This is a genomic window from Cyanobium sp. T1G-Tous (assembly GCF_024345455.1).
GTDB lineage: Bacteria > Cyanobacteriota > Cyanobacteriia > PCC-6307 > Cyanobiaceae > Cyanobium_A.
On record NZ_JAGQBD010000006.1, the window covers coordinates 1 to 19413 of the forward strand.

At 61.5% G+C, this 19413-nt stretch carries 19 protein-coding genes; 8 read left to right on the plus strand and 11 right to left on the minus strand.

Going from position 1 to position 19413, the window contains the following annotated elements; all coding sequences use genetic code 11:
* Window positions 1-222: 222 nt before the first annotated feature.
* From KBY75_RS05315 to KBY75_RS05335, 5 genes are all read right to left on the minus strand, one after another.
* Entirely contained in the window at window positions 223-1032 is an 810-nt protein-coding gene (locus tag KBY75_RS05315; protein ID WP_255023231.1) for an inositol monophosphatase family protein, read from the minus strand.
* The gene (locus KBY75_RS05320) at window positions 1029-2324 is read right to left on the minus strand and encodes a BCD family MFS transporter (protein ID WP_255023232.1); all 1296 of its coding nucleotides are present in this window, start codon (window positions 2322-2324) and stop codon (window positions 1029-1031) included. The genes KBY75_RS05315 and KBY75_RS05320 overlap by 4 nt, the downstream gene beginning before the upstream one ends.
* 127 nt (window positions 2325-2451) lie before the next feature.
* Window positions 2452-4020, minus strand: a complete 1569-nt coding sequence (locus KBY75_RS05325) for a TolC family protein (protein WP_255023233.1) — start codon at window positions 4018-4020, stop codon at window positions 2452-2454.
* 150 nt (window positions 4021-4170) lie between these two features.
* Complete coding sequence (locus KBY75_RS05330) at window positions 4171-5574, minus strand: TIGR03279 family radical SAM protein (protein WP_255023234.1); 1404 nt, start codon at window positions 5572-5574, stop codon at window positions 4171-4173.
* A gap of 22 nt (window positions 5575-5596) precedes the next feature.
* Window positions 5597-6460, minus strand: a complete 864-nt coding sequence (locus tag KBY75_RS05335) for an undecaprenyl-diphosphate phosphatase (RefSeq protein WP_254937851.1) — start codon at window positions 6458-6460, stop codon at window positions 5597-5599.
* Between the two features lie 213 nt (window positions 6461-6673).
* Between KBY75_RS05335 and KBY75_RS05340 the strand changes: the two genes are divergently transcribed.
* From KBY75_RS05340 to nadB, 3 genes are all read left to right on the plus strand, one after another.
* A complete protein-coding gene (locus KBY75_RS05340; protein ID WP_255023235.1) occupies window positions 6674-7291 on the plus strand; it encodes a DUF3120 domain-containing protein in 618 nt (205 codons plus the stop codon).
* A gap of 111 nt (window positions 7292-7402) precedes the next feature.
* Complete coding sequence (gene psbU, locus KBY75_RS05345) at window positions 7403-7780, plus strand: photosystem II complex extrinsic protein PsbU (protein WP_254937849.1); 378 nt, start codon at window positions 7403-7405, stop codon at window positions 7778-7780.
* A gap of 86 nt (window positions 7781-7866) precedes the next feature.
* Window positions 7867-9522 (plus strand): L-aspartate oxidase, encoded by a 1656-nt coding sequence (gene nadB / locus KBY75_RS05350; RefSeq protein ID WP_255023236.1) that lies wholly within the window; start codon window positions 7867-7869, stop codon window positions 9520-9522.
* Here nadB and KBY75_RS05355 read toward each other — a convergent pair.
* Window positions 9501-10427 carry a vitamin K epoxide reductase family protein gene (locus KBY75_RS05355; RefSeq protein ID WP_254937847.1) on the minus strand — a complete coding sequence of 309 codons (927 nt, stop codon included), beginning with the start codon at window positions 10425-10427 and terminating at the stop codon, window positions 9501-9503. The genes nadB and KBY75_RS05355 overlap by 22 nt on opposite strands.
* 100 nt (window positions 10428-10527) lie before the next feature.
* Here KBY75_RS05355 and rimO point away from each other — a divergent pair, with 100 nt between their 5' ends.
* Window positions 10528-11928, plus strand: coding sequence for a 30S ribosomal protein S12 methylthiotransferase RimO (rimO, locus tag KBY75_RS05360; RefSeq protein WP_255023237.1), 1401 nt, complete (start codon window positions 10528-10530; stop codon window positions 11926-11928).
* Complete coding sequence (locus tag KBY75_RS05365; protein ID WP_255023238.1) at window positions 11925-13148, plus strand: MFS transporter; 1224 nt, start codon at window positions 11925-11927, stop codon at window positions 13146-13148. Before rimO ends, KBY75_RS05365 begins: the two co-directional genes overlap by 4 nt.
* Here KBY75_RS05365 and KBY75_RS05370 read toward each other — a convergent pair.
* Window positions 13135-13227: a cytochrome b6-f complex subunit 6 gene (locus KBY75_RS05370; protein WP_106633090.1), complete on the minus strand. Its 93-nt coding sequence runs from the start codon at window positions 13225-13227 to the stop codon at window positions 13135-13137. The two genes, KBY75_RS05365 and KBY75_RS05370, sit on opposite strands and share 14 nt — an antisense overlap.
* 156 nt (window positions 13228-13383) lie before the next feature.
* Here KBY75_RS05370 and KBY75_RS05375 point away from each other — a divergent pair, with 156 nt between their 5' ends.
* Window positions 13384-14991 (plus strand): B12-binding domain-containing radical SAM protein, encoded by a 1608-nt coding sequence (locus KBY75_RS05375; protein ID WP_254937844.1) that lies wholly within the window; start codon window positions 13384-13386, stop codon window positions 14989-14991.
* 102 nt (window positions 14992-15093) lie between these two features.
* Here the strand turns inward: KBY75_RS05375 and KBY75_RS05380 are convergent, their stop codons facing one another.
* Both KBY75_RS05380 and KBY75_RS05385 read right to left on the minus strand, forming a co-directional pair.
* A complete protein-coding gene (locus KBY75_RS05380; protein WP_255023239.1) occupies window positions 15094-15477 on the minus strand; it encodes a DUF4346 domain-containing protein in 384 nt (127 codons plus the stop codon).
* On the minus strand, window positions 15470-16660 hold the full coding sequence (locus KBY75_RS05385; protein WP_255023240.1) for a GNAT family N-acetyltransferase: 1191 nt from the start codon (window positions 16658-16660) through the stop codon (window positions 15470-15472). The genes KBY75_RS05380 and KBY75_RS05385 overlap by 8 nt, the downstream gene beginning before the upstream one ends.
* Before the next feature lie 53 nt (window positions 16661-16713).
* Here KBY75_RS05385 and KBY75_RS05390 point away from each other — a divergent pair, with 53 nt between their 5' ends.
* On the plus strand, window positions 16714-17136 hold the full coding sequence (locus KBY75_RS05390; protein WP_254937841.1) for a hypothetical protein: 423 nt from the start codon (window positions 16714-16716) through the stop codon (window positions 17134-17136).
* Here KBY75_RS05390 and KBY75_RS05395 read toward each other — a convergent pair.
* Window positions 17109-17744, minus strand: a complete 636-nt coding sequence (locus tag KBY75_RS05395) for a dihydrofolate reductase family protein (RefSeq protein ID WP_255023241.1) — start codon at window positions 17742-17744, stop codon at window positions 17109-17111. The two genes, KBY75_RS05390 and KBY75_RS05395, sit on opposite strands and share 28 nt — an antisense overlap.
* 5 nt (window positions 17745-17749) lie before the next feature.
* Window positions 17750-18712 (minus strand): 6-carboxytetrahydropterin synthase, encoded by a 963-nt coding sequence (locus KBY75_RS05400; protein WP_255023242.1) that lies wholly within the window; start codon window positions 18710-18712, stop codon window positions 17750-17752.
* A gap of 70 nt (window positions 18713-18782) precedes the next feature.
* On the opposite strand from KBY75_RS05400, the gene KBY75_RS05405 reads away from it, so the two are divergent.
* Window positions 18783-19409: a shikimate kinase gene (locus KBY75_RS05405; RefSeq protein ID WP_255023243.1), complete on the plus strand. Its 627-nt coding sequence runs from the start codon at window positions 18783-18785 to the stop codon at window positions 19407-19409.
* The last annotated feature ends 4 nt before the right edge of the window (window positions 19410-19413 follow it).

A 19413-nucleotide genomic window follows, 5' to 3' on the forward strand; every position in this document is an offset into this window, starting at 1 on the left:
TGAAAGCGTCAGTTCCTAAACTTTTTAGTTGTCCAGGTGCTTCCGCTTCCTCCCCCTCTCGGGAGTTCTCGGCGGAACGTCGCCTCTCAGCGACTCAGAAAACTTACAACACCGTCGGCTCTCGCCTTCTTCGTCGTAAGCCTGCTGCCTGCTCGCTTCCGGGGCTTCCCCCCTTGCGCGCAGTCCGAAAACATATCACCTCTGTTGCCCGGTTGGCAAGGATTAGCTCACCAGCGCATCGGCCCAGGGCATGAAGCGGGCCAGGTTTTCCGGCCGATCGGCCGCCAGCACTGGAAAATCAGCTGCTGACAGATCGGAACCAGCATCGATCGACTCCGGTGATCGCACCAGCCAACGGATCGGGCAGTCCAACTCGCTGAGCACCAACCACGCTGCAGCCAGATCCCAGATCTTGGGCGTGGCCTCTAGAGCTGAGATCGTTTGCCCCATCGCCACACTGACAAGATTGAGGCTTGCCACCCCAAGTAAACGGATTTTTCCAGGGAAGCGATGATTGGGCAACTTTTGCAGCACTCCTATCGAACGGCTACATAAGGAAGCGCAGCCAGCAGGATGGCTCTGCCCGGAAGGAGCCAGCAGGGGACGACCATTGCGCCAGGCGCCCTGACCGCGAATCGCCACGATCCGCTGCCGCAGTGGTGGTACGTCCAGCACGGCAAGCACGGGACGACCAGCCTCAAAACGCGCTATCGAAATGGCCCAGTAGGGAATCCCAGCAGCAAAATTCGTGGTGCCATCCAGGGGATCAACCACCCAATAGGCTGATGTCTTAGGCACTGATTTGTTGCCTTCCTCGCTCAGCACCCCTTCACCGGGAAACAAGCGAGCCAATCCTTCAACCAGGGTCGCATCACTCCAGCGGTCACAGGCCGTGATCAGGCTGCCGTCTGATTTGAGATCGGAAGCCATGTGACCGAAATCGGCACGCTGCCGTTCAGCCACAAGATCGATCAGCTCAACCAGGCCTGGATTGAGATCTGGGGGGGAAAGCACTGGGGGTTCTGGGTTCATCCGAGCTCTAGGGCCAGCACCTTGCTGAGGCTGCGACCCGTATCCTCCCTGAATTGGCGCAGGTTGACGCGCCGCAGCAACACCAGGGCACCAAAAGCAACCAGCACCTCCACGCTTAAAACCAGCGCATAGGGGAGATAAACAGACGGGGCAAGCTCGAAGGCCTGCTGTAGAGAACGGGCTAGATCAAGCAGTCCACCACCGAGCACTTTCCCTAAGGCCCTTGATAAGGCCTGGGCCAGACCCCATACCCCTACAAAGGTGCCCGCAGCCTCTGGCAAGGTGAGATCAAGCATCAGCACTAGGGCGCTGTTGGTACCAATGCCCGCCGCCAAGCCAAACAGGAGCATGACGACCTGCAGTACCGGCACACGGGGCGCCAAACCAGCGAGAGCCAAAAAGACCAGGCTGACCAAGATCAGCTGGCAACCCAGGCGTGCGGTTGCCAACTTGCCGTACTTGGGCACGATCCACAGGCCCGCCAGCAGCAAGCCCGTCAAAGTTCCCATACCCCAGATGGCGTTCAGGGATGCCGTAGCTGCAATCGGCATGCCGAACACGTCTGCTGCGTAGCTCTCGAGGATGGGGTCCTGTAGAAACAACCCCAGGGTGAACAGCACAAGAAAGGAGAAAAAAACCAGGACCTGACGGCTTGAGCTAACAAGTGCCCAGGCCTGGGCGAGGGTGATGGCATCCTCCCGGCGCGGCCCGCCCTCAGCCAAATCAAGTTGCTTGTTGCTGGGTTCAAGTCCGACGGTGGCCACAACCGTGAGCACAAGCACCACTGCGGCTACCCGGCCCATGAAGCCAAGCAATACAGGCTCCAAAAGGGCAGGATCGGTTATGCCATCAAGACTGCGCAAGCTCAGATTTATCGAGATTGCCCCGATCACAATGCCAACGGTGAGTAGACACCAAATCAGGCCCACCGCCCGGGGCCGCTCAGCCTCGCTGGTGCGATCAATTACAAGGGCGAGATAGGGTGTTGTAGCGAGGGAAATCGCCAAGCCATATAGAGCAAACAGGCCGCAAAGCGCCGCGATTCCCAATCCCAGCTCAGGCTGGGAAGCGGCTTCAAGCAAGCGACCCACATGAAATATCAGGGGAACAGAGAGCACCGCCAAGCCACAAAACAGGGCAGTACCCAGCCATATATATGGAAGCCGGTGACGACCCGCCCAGGGATGGGCATCTGAAATTTGACCGAACAACACCCTGGAGGGAGCAACAAACTGTTCAAATGCCAGCGCCCCACCAACCAGTAACCCGGGGAACTCAAGCTCGCTGAGCATGACCCTGTTAAGCAGACCAGCAAAGATGACTGCCAAACACCCCAAACAACCCTGAAACAAACCCAATCTGAAGGTGTTGGGCAGCCCAAGTGAAGGCTGTGGATCTACTGAAGACGCCACCACGGCGTCAGACTGCTCCCTGGGCAGCGGCCTGGCAGGCAGGAATCAGGGGCGTGGGTTCGACGGGAACATCTGAAGCGCCGGCAGGCTTGATTGCCGGTAAGGACTGAGGCGTGCAACCAGCCACTTGATCTAGGCCCGTGCGGCGACGCAGCTCGGCAAGACGCTTGTTGTAATCGGTGATGGAATTGGAAAAGCGCACCTCTGCCTGGGTGAGATCTCGCTGGTTGTCCACCACCTCTCGCTGGGTTGTCACACCAGCTTGGAAACGCAGACGAGCTAGGCGCAGGGATTCACGAGCAGAAATCACCTCCCTGGAAGTAGTCACAATGTTGCGGTTATTTTTCTCGAGTTCATAGAAACTTGTTTCAACCTCTTGGCGAATACCATCTCGGCGCTGGGCGAAGCGAAAAGTATTTTCTTGGGCAAGCTGCTTGTTTTGGCGTGATTGTGCTGCAGCAGCTCCGCCATCAAAGAGGCGCCAGCTCAAGTTGACGCCAAGAGTGGTGTCGTAATTGCTACCTTCAGATCCTGGCCCTGCAACAATTATGGGATCATTACCATTGAAGATGCTGCCTGAGAATCCAGCAAAAATATTCAAGAAGGGCTGCACTGCGCCCAAGGCTGCGTTTGCCTGACTATTAGCTATAGAAATATCTAGCAATGCCTGGTCTAATTCCTCGCGGAAGGTGTAAGCAGCAATGATGCTCTCCTGCAGGGAGGGCTGCCAAATCCCAAACACTCTTGCCGGATCCTTAGCTGTTGGGGTTACGTTTTGAGGTAGGTCCAAAAGCGCTGCCAACGTGCGGCGAGCGATTGCTTGGGCAGCCAGCGAATTGGTCAAGAGCTGCTGATCACGGGAAAGCTGGGTTTCAGCTTCAAGTACCTCAAGCTTTGTCGCCACACCAGCTTGAAATCGAGCCTTGGAATCTCTTAGGCTAACTATAGAAGCCCGCACTGACTCCTGACCAATACGGACTTGGTCGTCCGACTGCTGGAGATCAAAATATGAAGATGCTGCCTGTAAGCGCAGATCCCGTAGAGCAATAACGTATTGGAACTTGGCCTTCTCAAATTGATCGCGTGCCGCTGCGATCGTTGGCACCCGCTGGGGATTAATCAAGGACCACTGGGCCGTGATCGCAGCACCAAAGTCCCAGCGGTCAGTGGCGGCGTTAGTAGTTAAGCCATTGTTAGCAACAGACCTTGCCTGTCCAGTAGTGAAGGATGGCAGTGAATTTGCCTCCAGGTTGAGATTGGGATACCACTGGGCAATCTGGGCTCGAAGATTGCTCTGAGCCTGATCCACCTGACTAGCGATTGCCTTTAGATCAGGATTATTAACCTCGGCAAGGTTTTCTACTTCAACCAAGCCCAGCGGACGAAACTCTGTAATGCGCACCTGCTCGGGCTTTACCGGCAGGGCCAAGGAAGCTGGTGCAGGCAAGTTCTCAAGCCCTGGAGCCAGCTTGGTGGCTGCTGGAGTCACGAGGGTTGGGTTTAGGCGTGGCCGATAACCCCGCAGCTTGGTAGTCGAGTCGCCGCGAAGCGCTTCAGGCGCCAGCGGTGGAGGCATGGGCAAAGTCAAATCCGCCTGGGAAGCTGCAGGCGCCGGCTTCTCCTGAGCTTTGGCTGCAATGGACAGCAAAGAACTCCCTAGCAGGCAAAGCAAAGCTAAGCGGGAAGTGAGATTGAGCACGCCAAAAACAGTCTAATCCCTCACATCTTAAGGAGATAAAGGAAACTTGGCTAAACATGAGGCCACAAGGTCGTCTGCACCCTGCAGCAGCTGCACAGGCACCGGCAGCTGGGCCTCGACCTGAGCCAGGCTGAGGTCGTCGAGGAATACCGGTTCGCCCTGGCGCAGCATCACCGCTGGCAGCAGCAAGGCCTCGCCCAAATCCAAGCCAGCCAAGCCGGTAAGCAGATCAGAACCGGTCAACAGGCCCGTAACTACCTGCTCCTGCCCCCAGTAAGGGCTTGGCAAGCCATGCAAAATCAACTCAAGCCCTGCAACCGCATTTAGCCTGGCCACCACGGGCTCGAGGGCTTCGGCCACCAGCTGGCCCACCACCCAGCTCAGCCGCCGCGGCCTGGCCAGGGCCTTGGGCAGCTTCCGAGTAGCGAGCTCAAGCGCCTCGATAAAGGCGCGAATGCTGCCCACGCCGTTTTCCTGCTGGGGAAGATCTTCGTAATCTGCCCGGGGGGGAAGCGGCAGCCCCGCCATGAGATACCACTCATCGGACAACCAAACGAAACGACTGCCCAGATCTCGCTGAAAGCCCTGCTGCAAGGGCTCCACCAAGGCGATTACCTGGCGGGCTGACTGGCGATCTACGGGTATGAGGTCATCCCCGTCGGGACGAAAACGGGTAAGCCCCACGGGCACCACTGCCACGGAGAGCACCGCGGGCCAATCGCCACCGCCAAATTGGGCCAAATCCTGCAAGGTGCGCAGTAAGGCCGGGCCATCGTTGATACCAGGGCACACCACCACCTGGGCGTGGATCTGCAAATCCCGCTGGGCGAACCAGCCAAGCTGATCCAGCAGCAGAGCGGCCCGAGGATTGACTAGCAAACGGCTGCGCAGCTCAGGCTCGGTGGCATGGACGGAAACGAACAAGGGCGAAAGCCGCTGTTCCTCGATCCGCTGCCAATCAGCAGCGGTGAGGTTGGTGAGTGTTAGGTAGGAGCCATAAAGAAAACTGAGCCGGTAATCATCATCTTTGAGGTAGAGACTGCTGCGGCGACCCGGTGGCTGCTGGTCGATGAAGCAGAACGGACAGGCGTTGTTGCACTGCTTGAGGCCATCGAACAAAGCTTCGGTGAATCCCAGGCCCAGGCCCTCGTCAAGATCCTTCTCCAACTCAACCGTATGCAGGGATCCGTCAGGATCTTCAACTTCCAAGGTGAGCTCTTCCTCTCCCACCAACATCTGAACATCGATCAGATCCCGTGGACGCTTGCCATTGATGCTGAGCAGGCGGTCGCCCGGCTGAAAGCCCAACTCCTCAGCGATCGAACCAGGCTCCACCGAGGCGACTACGGCAGGGGCCGGTAAGCGCACCGTCCCTGGGGAGCCGCCATCGAGGGCAGCCAGGGCAATCCCCGCAGAGGGCTCATTCCACACGGCGTCAGGGGCTGCTAAGGATTCAGACTGCCATCCTGGCGGCAAGCCAAATCAATATGCCTACCCCGAAGACCAGGCGATAGGCGACGAACACCCAGGTGCTGTTCGTTTGCAGAAAGCGCAGCAACCAGGCGATCGCCAACCAGGACACCACCGCAGCGGCAACGATTCCCACAAGCAAAGGCACGGCGCCACCACCAGCTGGAGCACTGAATGCCTCCTTGAGGGACACCAGCCCAGCCAGGGTGATTGCCGGAATGCCCAACAAAAAGGAGAAGCGGGCGGCGGCCGGGCGCTGCCAGCTGTCAAACAAAGCGGCAGTGAGGGTGCTCCCCGAACGGGAAACGCCTGGCACCAGAGCCAGGGCCTGAGCCAGACCGACCCAGAAACCATCACGGGGCTGGACATCAACCAGCTCGCGGCGACGACTACCCACCAGCTCAGCCAGAGCCAGCAACAGGGCCATCACAATCGACACGACCGCAATCGAGGCCATGCTGCGCAGCGGCGAGTTGTCGTAATCGGGCACCCAAAGTTTCAAAGCCAAACCGGCAAAAACAATCGGCAGAGTGCCTAAGGCAATGGCGACACCCATGCGAGCGGAGGGGTCGCCCCACTGACCGTGACGGCAGGCCCGGCCCACGCCCCTGATCACTTCAGCCAGGTCTGAGCGGAAATAAGCCAACACCGCCGCGATGCTGCCCAGCTGTATCACCGCCGTGACCGCTACCCCTGGATCGCCCCAGCCGAGCAACACCGGCACCACCTTGAGGTGGGCGGTGCTGCTGATCGGCAAGAACTCCGTTAGCCCCTGCAAAATCCCCAACACCAGGGATCGAAAGCAGGCTTCCCAGAAGCCGATCACCGCAATAGGCAGGTTCGGCATGGCAGCGGACAACATCGCGGGCAACACGAGCTGCAGCGACCTTATGGCGCGCCTCCCCGCTTGAACCCTTAAGGTTGCGCATCTTTCTTCACAATTTTGGTGGTCGGGGCCTCTCCCAGCGCAATAGCCCCGGCAGGCCTTCCGGCCGTTCCTTCGCTGCGTGCGTTGCTGCAGGCGTGCCGCAACCCTGGGCTGAGCCTGATCAGCGGGGTTTTGGTCACCCTGCCAGTCTTCCTCCAGGCCCCATGGGTGCGGCTTGCACCTTTCAGTGCGGCTCTGTTCACTGTGCCCCTCCTTGGCCTGGCGCTGGCCTTGAGTCGGCACCCCAACCCCCGAGCCAGTCGAGCCGGGGAGTTGCTAGTTGGTTTCTGCGGCAGCTGGTTGGCAGGCAGCCTGTTTTGGGGCTGGTGCCGGCTCCATCCGGTGTGGCACCTTCCCATTGAGGCCTTTGCCCTGCCACTAGCTCTGACTGGACTGCAGAGCCGCTGGAAAGTTGCCTGCGGGTTCTACTTAGGGTCCCTGCTTGGTACGGCAGCCACTGATGCGGCCATAGCCGGAACCGGGCTGATGCCCTCTTGGCCCCTGATCCTCAATGCGGGCAGCACCGAGGCACCCCTGCTCCTGCAAGCTGCCGCCCAGCAAGTGCTCGCCCCCCAAAGACTGGTTTTGGTTGTGCTCTGCGCGGCGCTGCTGGTTCAAGCCTGCCGCTGGCTCTGGGGTTTGGGCGAGGTGGGACGCATAACAAGCGCTGCCTTGGCCACAACCTTGGCGGTAGATACCCTCTTCCTGCTGGCCTCTCTTGGGGCACCGAGCCTCAGCGGCCTGATCTGAAGAACTGCAAATCCTCGCGGGTTACAGGTAAAGCTTCCGGCATGGCTCTGTAACATTGGAATCCCGGTGACCCATGTCGCCTCCCTTCCCGTAGTTCAACGGAGTGTCGTGATGAAACGGCTGGTTGCCTGGCTGATTAGTGGGGTTGTGCTGGCCGGCCTCTTGATCACGTTGCTGATTCCACCCCCGGCTTATGCAGCCGATCGTCGCAACCAAGCCGACGACAAAATCGCCGAGCGAGCCGGCAAGGTGGATCTAAACAACTGTTCTGTGCGCCGCTTCCAGGATTACCCCGGCATGTATCCGACCCTGGCCGGCAAAATCGTCCTGGGAGGCCCCTACGCCAGCGTTGACGATGTGCTCAACCTCGATCTGACCGATCGCCAAAAGGAACTGTTCAACAAGTACAAGGACAACTTCACCGTCACTGATGCAGTCATCGCCCTCAACGAAGGCGACGACCGCATCAACGATGGCCAGTACCGCTGAGGCTTAAAATTCAATCCTCTTGAAAGCCGTCGGGGCCTTCCGGCGGCTTTTTTAGTGCCGACCTTTGTCGGAAGTCTTCAGCCGCCATGGCAGAGCAGTCCTGGGATGTGGTGGTAGTTGGCAGTGGAGCAGCCGGGCTCATGGCCTGCCTGGAGCTGCCCAGCCATCTGCGGGTGCTGTTGCTGAGCAAGGACATTGATCCCAGCAGCACGCCACGATCCGCCAGCCGCTGGGCCCAGGGAGGTATTGCCGCAGTAACAAGACCCAACGACAGCTTCCAGAGCCACATCGACGACACCCTGGTGGCAGGGGCTGGACTGTGCGATCTGGCGGCCGTGGAGCGTCTAGTGCATGACGCTCCAGCCTGCGTAGGGCGCCTGCTGGAGCTGGGCATGGCCTTCGACCGCGACGGCGAAAATCTGAGCACAACCCTGGAAGCCGCCCACAGCCACCGGAGGGTGCTGCATGCCCAGGACCGCACCGGCGGCGCCCTGGTGGAAGCCCTGGAACGGGAGGTTCTGCTCCGGCCCCGGCTCGAACAGCGCAAGGGCGTTGTGGCCTGGCAACTCTGGTTGGAGCAGGGCCGCTGTGTGGGCCTGGCCGTGCTCGAGGAGAACCGCCTCCACTGGCTTGCCGCCAGGGCGGTGGTGCTAGCAACTGGTGGTGGAGGCCACCTTTTCGCCCACACCACCAACCCCAGCCTGGCGAGCGGCGACGGGGTAGTGATGGCCTGGCAAGCCGGCGCAAAAGTGCGCGATCTGGAGTTTGTGCAGTTTCATCCCACAGCCCTCATGCTGCCGGGTGCACCCCACTTCCTGATCTCGGAGGCGGTGCGCGGCGAAGGCGCCCGCCTAATGGAAGAGTCGGGAGCCAGCCCGGTGGCCCAGCTGCCGGGGGCAGATCTCGCCCCAAGGGATGCGGTGAGTCGCGCCCTGGCTAGACGGATGCAGGCCCTAGACGTAGACCATCTGTGGCTGGACCTGCGGCCCGTGGGACTGCCGCACCTGGAGCGCCAGTTCCCCACGATCCTGGGGCGTTGCCGTGAACTCGGGCTGGAACCCACCCGGGAGCCGATCCCCGTGGCCCCGGCCGCCCACTACTGGATGGGCGGCATTTGGACCGATCTACAAGCCGCCACCAGCGTGCCTGGCCTGTACGCCGTAGGCGAAGTGGCCTGCACGGGCGTGCACGGGGCCAACCGGCTAGCCAGCAACTCCCTGATGGAGTGCCTGGTGTTTGCCCGCCAGCTACGCACAATCGAGCTGGCGCCGGCCAGGCCAACTGCGGCCGACCCAGGGGAGCTAGCCACCACAACCCAGCTGCCCTTGCCCCCCAAAGAGAGCCTGGAGGCCCAGATCAGCGCCCTGCGGGATCTTTGCTGGCAGGTGGCGGGTGTAGAGCGCAATGGCCACTCCCTGGGTCCTGCCCTAGTGAAACTGCGTGGCCAGCGCCGGCAGCTAGAAGCCAGCCAAGCCTGGCGGCAGCTACAAGTCGTGGAGCCTGGCCAGAGCATCCAATTCGAGCCAGAGGCGTTGCCCGCACTGCGGCGGCTGCAGGAACTGCAGCAACGGCTGGTGCTGACCGAGCTGCTAATCGAAGCGGCCCTGTTCCGCAACGAGAGCCGGGGGGGACACCACCGCACCGATTCGCCCTATGCCCAGCCCTTTTGGCAGCGCCACACCGATCAACAGCGGCACCGATCCCCAAGCACCGCCGCTGTTCAGGGCACTGGGCCGGCGTAACCGGATAGCCGGGCGAGATCAGCTAGGGACTTAACCCCAGAATCGAGCTTGCCGTTGATCTCCCAGGTGGGGAAGCCCTCAATTGCCTTGGTGTCGCACAGTGGCTTCTGGCTGTTTTGGCCATCGGCAGCGCACTCAACCAGGCCCAACTTGGCGCTGGCTTCCTTGCCGAACAGCTCCTTCTGCTCATGGCAATGCGGGCACCAATAGGCCGTGTACATCACCGCGCCGGTGCTACTCAGATGCTCGGCCAGGGCAATTGCTTCTGGACTACTGGTGGCCACAACTAAGGGAGGGACCCCAGCCCCCCGCACCGCGGCGGGGCGATCCACAGAAGCCGCCCAACCCAGGCCCACCATGCCTACCAATAAGGCCACGATCACGGCCCGGAACACCAGCTGGCCGCGGTCTTCCCACTCACCACCCACGAGGCTGATCACTAACAAGCTCAGGCTGAGAGTCGCTGAGAGCACGCAGAAGAAACAGAAGGCCTGAATCTTCAGAACCATCAACCCCATCAACAACAGGCTGAAAACAGCCATGCCCGTGCTCAGCAGCAATAGGGCCCACCAACTGCGCTGGGCAAGGGCCGCTCTCGAATCGCCGCGCAGCACCAGCGGCAGCACAGCTAGGAGCAACACCGCCCCGTAGGCCAGCCAGCCAAACAAAGACAGGGGCTGGCCAAAGACGCTGCCCCAGGCGCTGTTCAGCACCTTGTCGCAGCCCTCTGCTCCGCCAGGGCAACTCAGCGGACCCAGCAGACCCCAACGCTTCAGGGTGATGGCGCCGGTATCGATGGCGCCGATGGTGGCCAATACAGCCATGGCCACCCGAGCCCAGCGGCGGGCCGGATCACTACGGCGCCGGCTGGAGCTAAGGCGCTGGCTGAGGCGGGTTGAGGTCACGGGTCGTAGCCCAGGCTGGCCTGATTGTGGCAGGCGCAAACCAGGGTTTCAGGGTGCCGTCAGAGTGCAACGTAGGGTGAATCTCTGCCCTGGTAAAACCGTGACCCAGGAAACCCACGCTCCTGCAACCAAGCCCACCGTGGCATTTGCCCACTTGGGCTGCGAAAAAAACCGCGTGGACACCGAGCACATGCTGGGTCTGCTAGCCGAGGCCGGCTACGGCGTCAGTGCAGATGAAAGCGACGCCACTTTGGTGGTTGTGAACACCTGCAGCTTCATCCAGGAAGCACGAGAGGAGTCGGTGCGCACCCTGGTGGAGCTAGCCGAACAGGGAAAAGAACTGATAATCGCGGGCTGCCTAGCCCAGCACTTCCAGGAAGAGCTGCTCGAAAGCCTCCCCGAAGCCAAGGCGATCGTGGGCACCGGCGACTACCAACACATCGTCAGCGTGCTGGAGCGGGTGGAGGCCGGCGAGCGGGTCAATCAGGTGAGCGCCAACCCCACTTTCGTGGGCGACGAGCACCTGCCCCGCTACCGCACCACCAGCGAAGCCGTGGCTTACCTGAAGGTGGCCGAGGGCTGTGACTACCGCTGTGCTTTCTGCATCATTCCCCACCTGCGCGGCAATCAGCGCTCCCGGCCGATCGAAAGCATCGTGGCTGAAGCGAAGCAGCTAGCGGCTCAGGGGGTGAAGGAGTTGGTGTTGATCAGCCAAATCACCACCAATTACGGCCTCGATCTGGCCGGTAAGCCCCAGCTGGCGGAGCTGCTGCGGGCCCTGGGGGAGGTGGAAATCCCCTGGATCCGCGTTCACTACGCTTACCCCACCGGCCTCACCGAGGCAGTAATCACGGCCTACCGCGAGGTGCCCAACGTGCTGCCCTATTTGGATCTGCCTCTGCAACACAGCCACCCCGAGGTGCTGCGGGCAATGAACCGCCCCTGGCAAGCGGAGGTAACCGGTGGCGTGCTGCGGCGGATCCGCGAACAGCTGCCCGAGTCGGTGCTGCGCACCACCTTCATCGTGGGCTTTCCTGGCGAGACCGAAGAGCACTTCCAGCACCTGCTCGATTTCGTGACCGAGCAGCAGTTCGACCACGTGGGCGTGTTCACCTTTTCACCGGAGGAGGGCACCCCCGCCGCCGACCTGCCGGATCAGGTGCCCGCCGGGGTGGCAGCAGAGCGCAAGGATCGCCTGATGGCCCTACAGCAGCCGATCGCCACCGCCCGCAACGCCGCTTGGGTGGGCCGGATCGTGGATGTGCTGATCGAGCAGGAGAACCCCAGCAGCGGTGAGATGCTCGGCCGCTGCGCCCGCTTCGCCCCCGAGGTGGATGGCGAAGTGCGGGTGCATCCAGGCGAGGGCGGACTTTGCGCAGCACCCGGCACCATGGTGCCGGTGCGGATCATTGCTGCCGACACCTATGACCTGATCGGCGAGGTGGTGGGCGCCAAGGCAATGGTGGCTGAGGCCGTTGACAGCCGCCGCCTAGGCGCTTGAGCTGGCGGACGCATCAACGCACCACCTTTCTGGTTGCCTCAGGACTGAGCACAGCTGGATCCTTCGCGGGCCTCACGGCTAAGGGCTGGATCCTGATGGATGGCAGCGGCAATGCGTTGGTGCTGGCCCTCCATTTCGCGGTGCTCGCCCTACCTGCCCTGCTGGTAAGTGGGCCAGCAGGGGTTGCGACCGACAAACTGGGCTGCGAAGCCGTGCTGATCCGCTCCCAATGGGGACTTTTCGCAGCAGGCATGCTCGGAGCCATTGCGATACCCCTGAGCAAGGGTGATCTGCAGGTAATCCTGTTGCTATTGAGCACCCTTCTAGTAGGCATCGCCAGTGCCTACGAACTCACTGCCCGCAACAAATATTGCGCCCTACTGGTGGAGGGTCCCCAGCAACTGGCTCCATACCTCACAAGCTTTTCGGTGGTGTTCAACGTGGGCAAGCTGGTGGGTCCTCCCCTAGGGGGCTGGCTACTGGCCTGGACCGGCGCGGGCACGGCCCTGGCGATCGATGCCGCCACTTACTTGATCCCCATCGCCTCAGTGCTGTGGCTGCTCCACCCCAATAGGGGGCTGGAGCAGCGCAGCGTGGCTGGAGCCAGCAGTGGGCTCAGAGCCGCCTGGCGCGGCAGTGGTCCGGTGCTGCGGCACGTGCTGATCTACACGGCTCTGGCTTGTTTACTTGGCTTCTTCCACCCCGGCCTTGCCCCCTTGATGGCCCGGGATTTGCTGGGCCCCTCCCCCCAGGCCCTTGGCCTATTCACCAGTGTGTTGGCAGCAGGCAGCATCAGCGGCGGCCTGGTTCTGCAGCGTCACAGTCGCTGGTTGAGCCAGCGGCCCGGCCTGCTGCTGGGTAGCTGCACCCTGATCACCGCAACAGCCCAACTGGTCATGGCCGCTTACAGCAGCCCAAAAACGGTGGGAATAGGTATGGCGGCCACCTTCGCCCTCGGTGCTGGCACCGCCAGCCTGCTGGCAGGGGTCAATTTGATCAGCCAGGTGGGTTCTTCAATGGCCATCCGCGGGCGCATGGCCGGGTTAGGCCAGATCGCCTTCTTAGGTGGGGGCGGACTCAGCGGCCTATTGGCAGCTGCCATGAGCCTGACGCTCGGGCTACAGGGCACATTTGCAGTGCTGGGGGCTGCGGGCTGCGCCTTGGGCCTGCAGGAGCTGATCAGCCGCAGGAGCCTGAGACTGAAGCTCAGATCAGTTTGATGCCGCGTAGCACGATCGATGCGGCAATGGCAACGGCAAGCCCACCACCAAACAAACCCAGGTAAATCGCGGCAGCCATGGCAGGCCATCATTGAAGGTGAGGCCATTACAGCAGAAAGCACGCTGCCTTCAGCACTTCCGCAGACCTCCTAAGCTTTCGGTCACTAACACCGCATAGCAGCGCAGAAAAAGCGCCCTGGTTTTCCCCGGTCATCAACCCAGTTCGGCTGTTTGCATGCGCACTCTCTTCGTTTACCCAGAGTTCCCGAAAACCTTCTGGAGCTACGAAAAAATCCTCGAGTTGATCGATCGCAAGGTGCTTTTGCCGCCCTTGGGACTGGTCACAGTTGCAGCCCTGCTGCCCCAGTCATGGGAAATGAAGCTGGTTGACCGCAACGTGCGCGAGGTCAGCGAAGCCGAGTGGGACTGGGCCGAACTGGTGGTGATCTCCGGAATGATCGTGCAGAAGGCCGATATGGCCACTCAGATCGGCAAGGCCAAGCAGCGAGGTATCCCCGTCGCCGTGGGAGGTCCTTTTGCCAGTTCCACCCCAGATGCGCCCGAGCTCGACCTCGCGGATTTCAAGATCCTCGACGAGGGTGAAATCACCCTGCCAATGTTCATCGAAGCCATTGAGCGAGGTGACAGCCATGGCCGGTTCAGCTCTGACGGCGTCAAGCCAGATGTAACCGGAACGCCGATTCCTCGCTTTGACCTACTAGAGCTAGACGCCTACTCAGAGATGTCGGTGCAGTTCTCCCGAGGCTGCCCCTTCCAATGTGAGTTCTGCGACATCATCGTGCTGTATGGACGCAAACCTCGTACCAAGAACCCTGAACAGCTAGTTGCCGAGCTGCAGTGCCTCTACGACTTGGGCTGGCGCCGCTCAGTGTTCTTGGTAGATGACAACTTCATCGGCAATAAGCGCAATGTCAAATTGCTGTTGCCGCTTTTGCGCCAATGGCAGATTGAGCACGGCTTCCCCTTCAGCTTCGCCACCGAAGCCTCAGTGGATCTGGCGGCGGACGATGACCTCATGCAAATGATGGTGGAATGCCGCTTTGAGAGCGTCTTCCTCGGCATCGAGACCCCGGACGAATCAAGCCTGGAAACTGCCGGTAAATTACAAAATACCCGCAGCTCCCTAGTGGATTCTGTCGACAAAATCACCTCCTACGGGTTGCGGGTGATGGCTGGTTTCATCATCGGATTCGACGGCGAGAAAGAGGGCGCGGGCGGCAGGATCGTCGAGTTTGTGACCCGCACTGGCATTCCCCACGCCATGATGGGAATGCTTCAGGCCCTTCCAAATACAGCTCTTTGGCATCGCCTCGAGAGAGAAGGTCGCTTGATCGAAGGCAAGGCAGCAGCAAAAGGGGTTAACCAAACCAACCTGCTTAATTTCGAGCCCACCCGGCCGATTCGCGACATCGCCAATGAGTATGTAGATGCTTTCGGCGCCCTTTATGAGCCTAACGCTTTCATTGATCGCGTTTATTCCTACTTCCTAAAACTGCCACCGCAGCAATGGAAGGCATTGGTTGTTCCTGGCAGTCGTCCGCCCAAGCCGACCAGCTGGGTTGACCTGCGCGCATTGGGAATAATTTTGTGGCGCCAAGGCCTCAAGCGCAACACCAGGGTGCGTTTCTGGAAAGCGCTCTACGGCATGTACCGCCATAACCCGAAGCGTTTCACTGGCTTCATATCGATCCTGGCTCACAACGAACACTTCCTCGAATACCGCGCAATCGTGCGGCGCGAGATAGAAGAGCAGCTCGCCACCTTGCCACCCGATCCCCCAAAGACCACAGCCGAACCGAGCCGCGAACTGCAGCCTGTTTAAAGGTGGCCGTTTAATCCAGTACTCGATAAGCTTGGCTGGGCCATTTAATCAATATTTTAAGTCTTAATTGGCTCAATCTTAATTTATTCAATCTTTATATATTCAATCTTGGACGTATTCAATTCGTTGCTCAAGGCACGCTTGAGCTCTTTGAAGCTCCCTGCCTAGATACAGGGCGTGGTCTAGGCAGGTGAGCGGGTGAGGGCCTGGACCTTCGGTCAGGTCAATACCCAGTTGCTTGGCACTGCAGCCCCGGAAAATTGCTAAGGGCTCGCGAACGCCGCCGCCACGGCAGCTCAATACCTCTCCGGTATCGGGATCGGTGGCTAAGCCCCGCTCATCGATGCCATTGCCATAGTGCTCAACCACCAGCTCCGCCGCCTCGCGATCGATGCGAATTAGGAAGTAGCCGGCTGGGTCTAAGGCGATGAACCGCTGGGAGAGCTGGTCATCGAGCTGTTGGCGGCTGGAAGGTACTTCAGGCATGAGGTGGATCGTAGGAAGCCGTAAAAGGCAGCTCCGCATTCATAGCCGCCATCAGCTCGGCCATCTCCTCATTAGCCCCAGGCAACCAGCGCTGCAGGATCGAGGCAAAGCGTGGATCGCTCCAGCGGTGCAAGCTGACGCGGGGCTGGGCCACGAAACCCCGCCGGCGCTTGTGGCTACCGCCAGCGCCGGGATCAAAGGCGCGGATGCCGCGCTCGATTGCCCAGGCAATTGGTGCGTAGTAACAGACCTCAAAATGCAGGCAGTCAATCTGCTCATCACTGCCCCAGTAGCGCCCCCAGAGCTGGTCGCCGGCGTGGACGCACAGGCACATGGCCACCGGCTCGCCGGGATCGCCGCGATGGGCACTGAAGAGCACTATGTGGCGCCGCAGCTCCGGATCGGCAGCCAGGGCGGCAAAAAAGGATTCACTCAGATATTTGCTGCCCCAAGCCCCCCACCGACTGCAGTGCTGGGCATAAAAGTCATACATGCGCCCAACTAACGCCGGCGGGATTGCCTCGCCCAACAGGGGCGTAACCGTGAGGCCAGCGGCTGCCACCGCCTGCCGCTCCCTCTTGATGTTGCGACGCTGGTTGGCATTGAAGCTGGCCAGGTAGGCATTGAAATCTTCATGGCCGGGGTTGATCCACTGGCTCTGCTGATTAACCCAGGCAGCACAGCCAGCCGCCTCAGCCAGCGGCTGCCAACCTGGATCCACATAAAGAAAATTGCAGCTGAGGATGGAGTGCTGGCGGCAGAACGCATCGATCAGCTCAAGCATCAAAGCGGTCAACTCCGCCTCGTCCTCAGCGGGATCGATCAGGAAGCGGTAGCCCTGCACCGGGCTCACCGGGCTCATGCCCACCAGCTTTGGGTAGTAGCGCAGGCCCAACTGGCCAGCGAGCTGGGCAAAACTCTGGTCGAAAACGAATTCGCCGTAGCTGTGGCCCTTCAAATAGAGGGGAGCCACCGCCAGCAACACCTCGCCGCGCCACAGGCCCAGATGACAGCCCTGCCAGCCCTCGCGCGGCGCAATGCTGCCGCTGGCCTCGAGCTGCTGCAGCCAGCGCCAGCGATAAAAAGGCAACTCCTGGGGGTGCGCCGCGGCCAGCAGGGCATCCCAATGGGCTTCGGGAATCTCGGCCAGGCTTTGGTGCCAGCGGGCCTGCAACTCAGCCATGGCTGCAATGGGGGCTCGCAAGGGGCAAAACTAACTACAGCTGCGCCGCCTTGGTGCCTCAATCGTTCCGTGCCCTGGCAACTCCGGTGCAACTGTTCGCCCCCGTACTTTTTGGGCCCGTATTGCTGACGAGCCTGCTGCTGCCGGTGTTGCAGCTGGTACGCCCCCAACTGGAGCAACGGCTGAAAACCGTTTGCGTGGAAACCGCAGCCGCCGGCAATGCCAGCCTGGCCGCCAAATTAGAAGCTCCCTGCGCCCAGCTGGCCCGGCCCACCAGCCAGTGCCTGGTTGAGGAAACCGCCTCGAGTGGTCGGGGCCTGGCGGTGCTGGGCGATCTGATCCGCGGCGACTTCGGCGCCGACAGCGAAGTAGTGCTGAAACGCTGCCTGGCCCGCATGCTGGGCCTGCCCGCCGACACCCTCCAGCAGGTTCCCCTGCGGGAGCTGGCTCAGGGCTTCGCCAAGACGCGGCGGTAGCGCAGCAGCAACTCCTCACCCTCCAGACGCCGGTGCTCCTGCAGGCACCAATCCCCAGCCTGAACTGCGGCCTCCAGGGGCAACCAGGCATGGGGTCCGCCCAGCAGCCGAGGGCAAAGCGTCAGCTGCAGCTCATCGATCCAGCCTTCGGCCAGCAGGCTGGCGGCAAGGGCCGCACCGCCCAGCACCACCATCCTCTCCAGCCCCTGATCCGCCAGGGCAGCCAGGGCCCCACCCCAGCTCTCTAGATCCAGGCGACGATCGAAAGCCGGGGCTAGCGGCGATCGCTTGGGCGTCAGCAACCAGCGCTGCAACGGCTGCCGCCAGAAATGCAAATTCGGGGAAATATCGTTGCTACGACTCACTACTACGGCCACCGGCTGCTCAGCGCGGCCGCTGGCTGCACGCTGAGCCAGCAGGTGAGGCGCCCGAATTAGGCAGGTACTGCCATGGCAGCGCAGGGTTTCGGCACCGATCAGGCAGCCATCAGCCCAGGCCAGGGCCTCCTCCAACACCTGACGATCCCCAACTCCACCCAACTGGGCAGCCCCACCTTGCGGGGGCGCCAAGCGGCCATCCAGGCTGACGGCCAGCACCAGCCGCAGCACGGGGCTCAGCCAGCCACCAGGGCTTCGAGCGCCGCAGGCACCATTTCCAGCTGGGGAGTTTCAGCAAACACCTCGGCGGCGTTGTTGGGGCTTTCCTGCAGGCGCACCTTGTGAAGGCGGGCGCCGGTGGCTGCAATTGGGGCGCTGAGCAGGTCGGCGATGTGAAGGGCGATGTTCTCAGCGGTGGGCACCGTGCTGGCGAAATGCTCCACGTCCTTGTTCAAGAAGGTGTGGTCGAAGGGCTCCACCACCAGATCGTCGACGAGCTGCTGCAGAGCCGCCAGATCACAGACCATGCCGGTGCGGGCATCGATCGGGCCGCGGACGGTTACGTCGAGCAGGTAGTTGTGGCCGTGGCCATGGGGGCGGGCGCACTTGCCGTAGATGGTTTCGTTTTCGCCTTGGGAGAGCTCGGGCCGGGCCAGGCGGTGGGCGGCGGCGAAGTGGGTGCGGATCGAAAGAAAAGCTTCCATGGGGATTGGGGCGGAGCCCGGGGCGAGCAGGTCGACCCAGAGCGTGTCGGTTTCGTGCAGACGCAGCCCCACCAGGGGCAGCTGGGGAGCCAAGCGGGTCCAGATGGCCTGGCAAAGGGCTTCGGTAGTAGGCAGCTTGCCCTCAGGACGATCCAGGTCGAACTCAGGCCAAGCCTCGTTGAGGTAGCGAAAATCGAGCTGGGCCGTCACCTCAGCCCGGATCGCATGCTTCACCTCAGAGAGATTGAGCACCATGCCGTCCGCATCGAGCGGACCAGCCATGGCCACCACCAAGGTGTAGTTGTGGCCGTGGCCGGGGGCCAGGCTGCAGGGGCCGAAGCGGGCCTGATTCTCTTCAGCGCTGAGCTCCGGCAACCAATAGCGATGACTGGCACTAAAGGTGGCCCGCCTGGTAATTACGCAGGGGCGGCCCCGCCCGTGGCTGGAGCTGGCCGAGTTCGGCGAGAAACCTGACGCTGTTGCAGTAGCCGTCATCGCCCGAGTCGGTGGCTCACCATCCTAGAAACGGGCAAGGGCCAAGGCGTCGAACCAGGAAAACCCCGCCATGAATAAACCCCCATCGCCAAGCTTGACCCAGCGCTTACAAGGGCTAAATGTTTATTTGATCGGCATGATGGGCGCTGGTAAAAGCGCCGTCGGCCGCCCCTTGGCCGAAGCGCTGGGCTACCGCTTCCTTGATGCCGACGATGCCCTAGAGCAGGTTGCTGGCCGCACGATCCCCGAAATCTTCGCCACTGACGGCGAGGCCGGCTTCCGAGAACTGGAAACGGCGGTGCTTGGCCAGATCGCCAGCTGGCATTCCTTGGTGGTGGCCACCGGAGGTGGAGTGGTGACCAGGCCCGAGAACTGGGGCCATATGCGCCAGGGGGTGGTGGTGTGGCTGGATGCGCCAGCGCCATTACTGCTGCAACGCCTGCGCGCCGATTCAACCCCCCGGCCCCTGCTGCAGGCCGGTGACCCCGGCGCCCGCCTAGGCGAGCTGCTGGCCCAACGGCAACCGCTCTATGCCCAGGCCGACCTGCGGGTGCAGCAGGCTGGAGATAGCCCCGTCCAAGTGGCCCAGCAGGTGCTGGCCGATCTGCCAGCCATTCTCAAAGACCCAGCTGCGGTGCCTGAGGCCCCGGTGGAGCTGCGCCAGGCCGATGGACAGATCACGCCATCCCTCAACTGAGTTC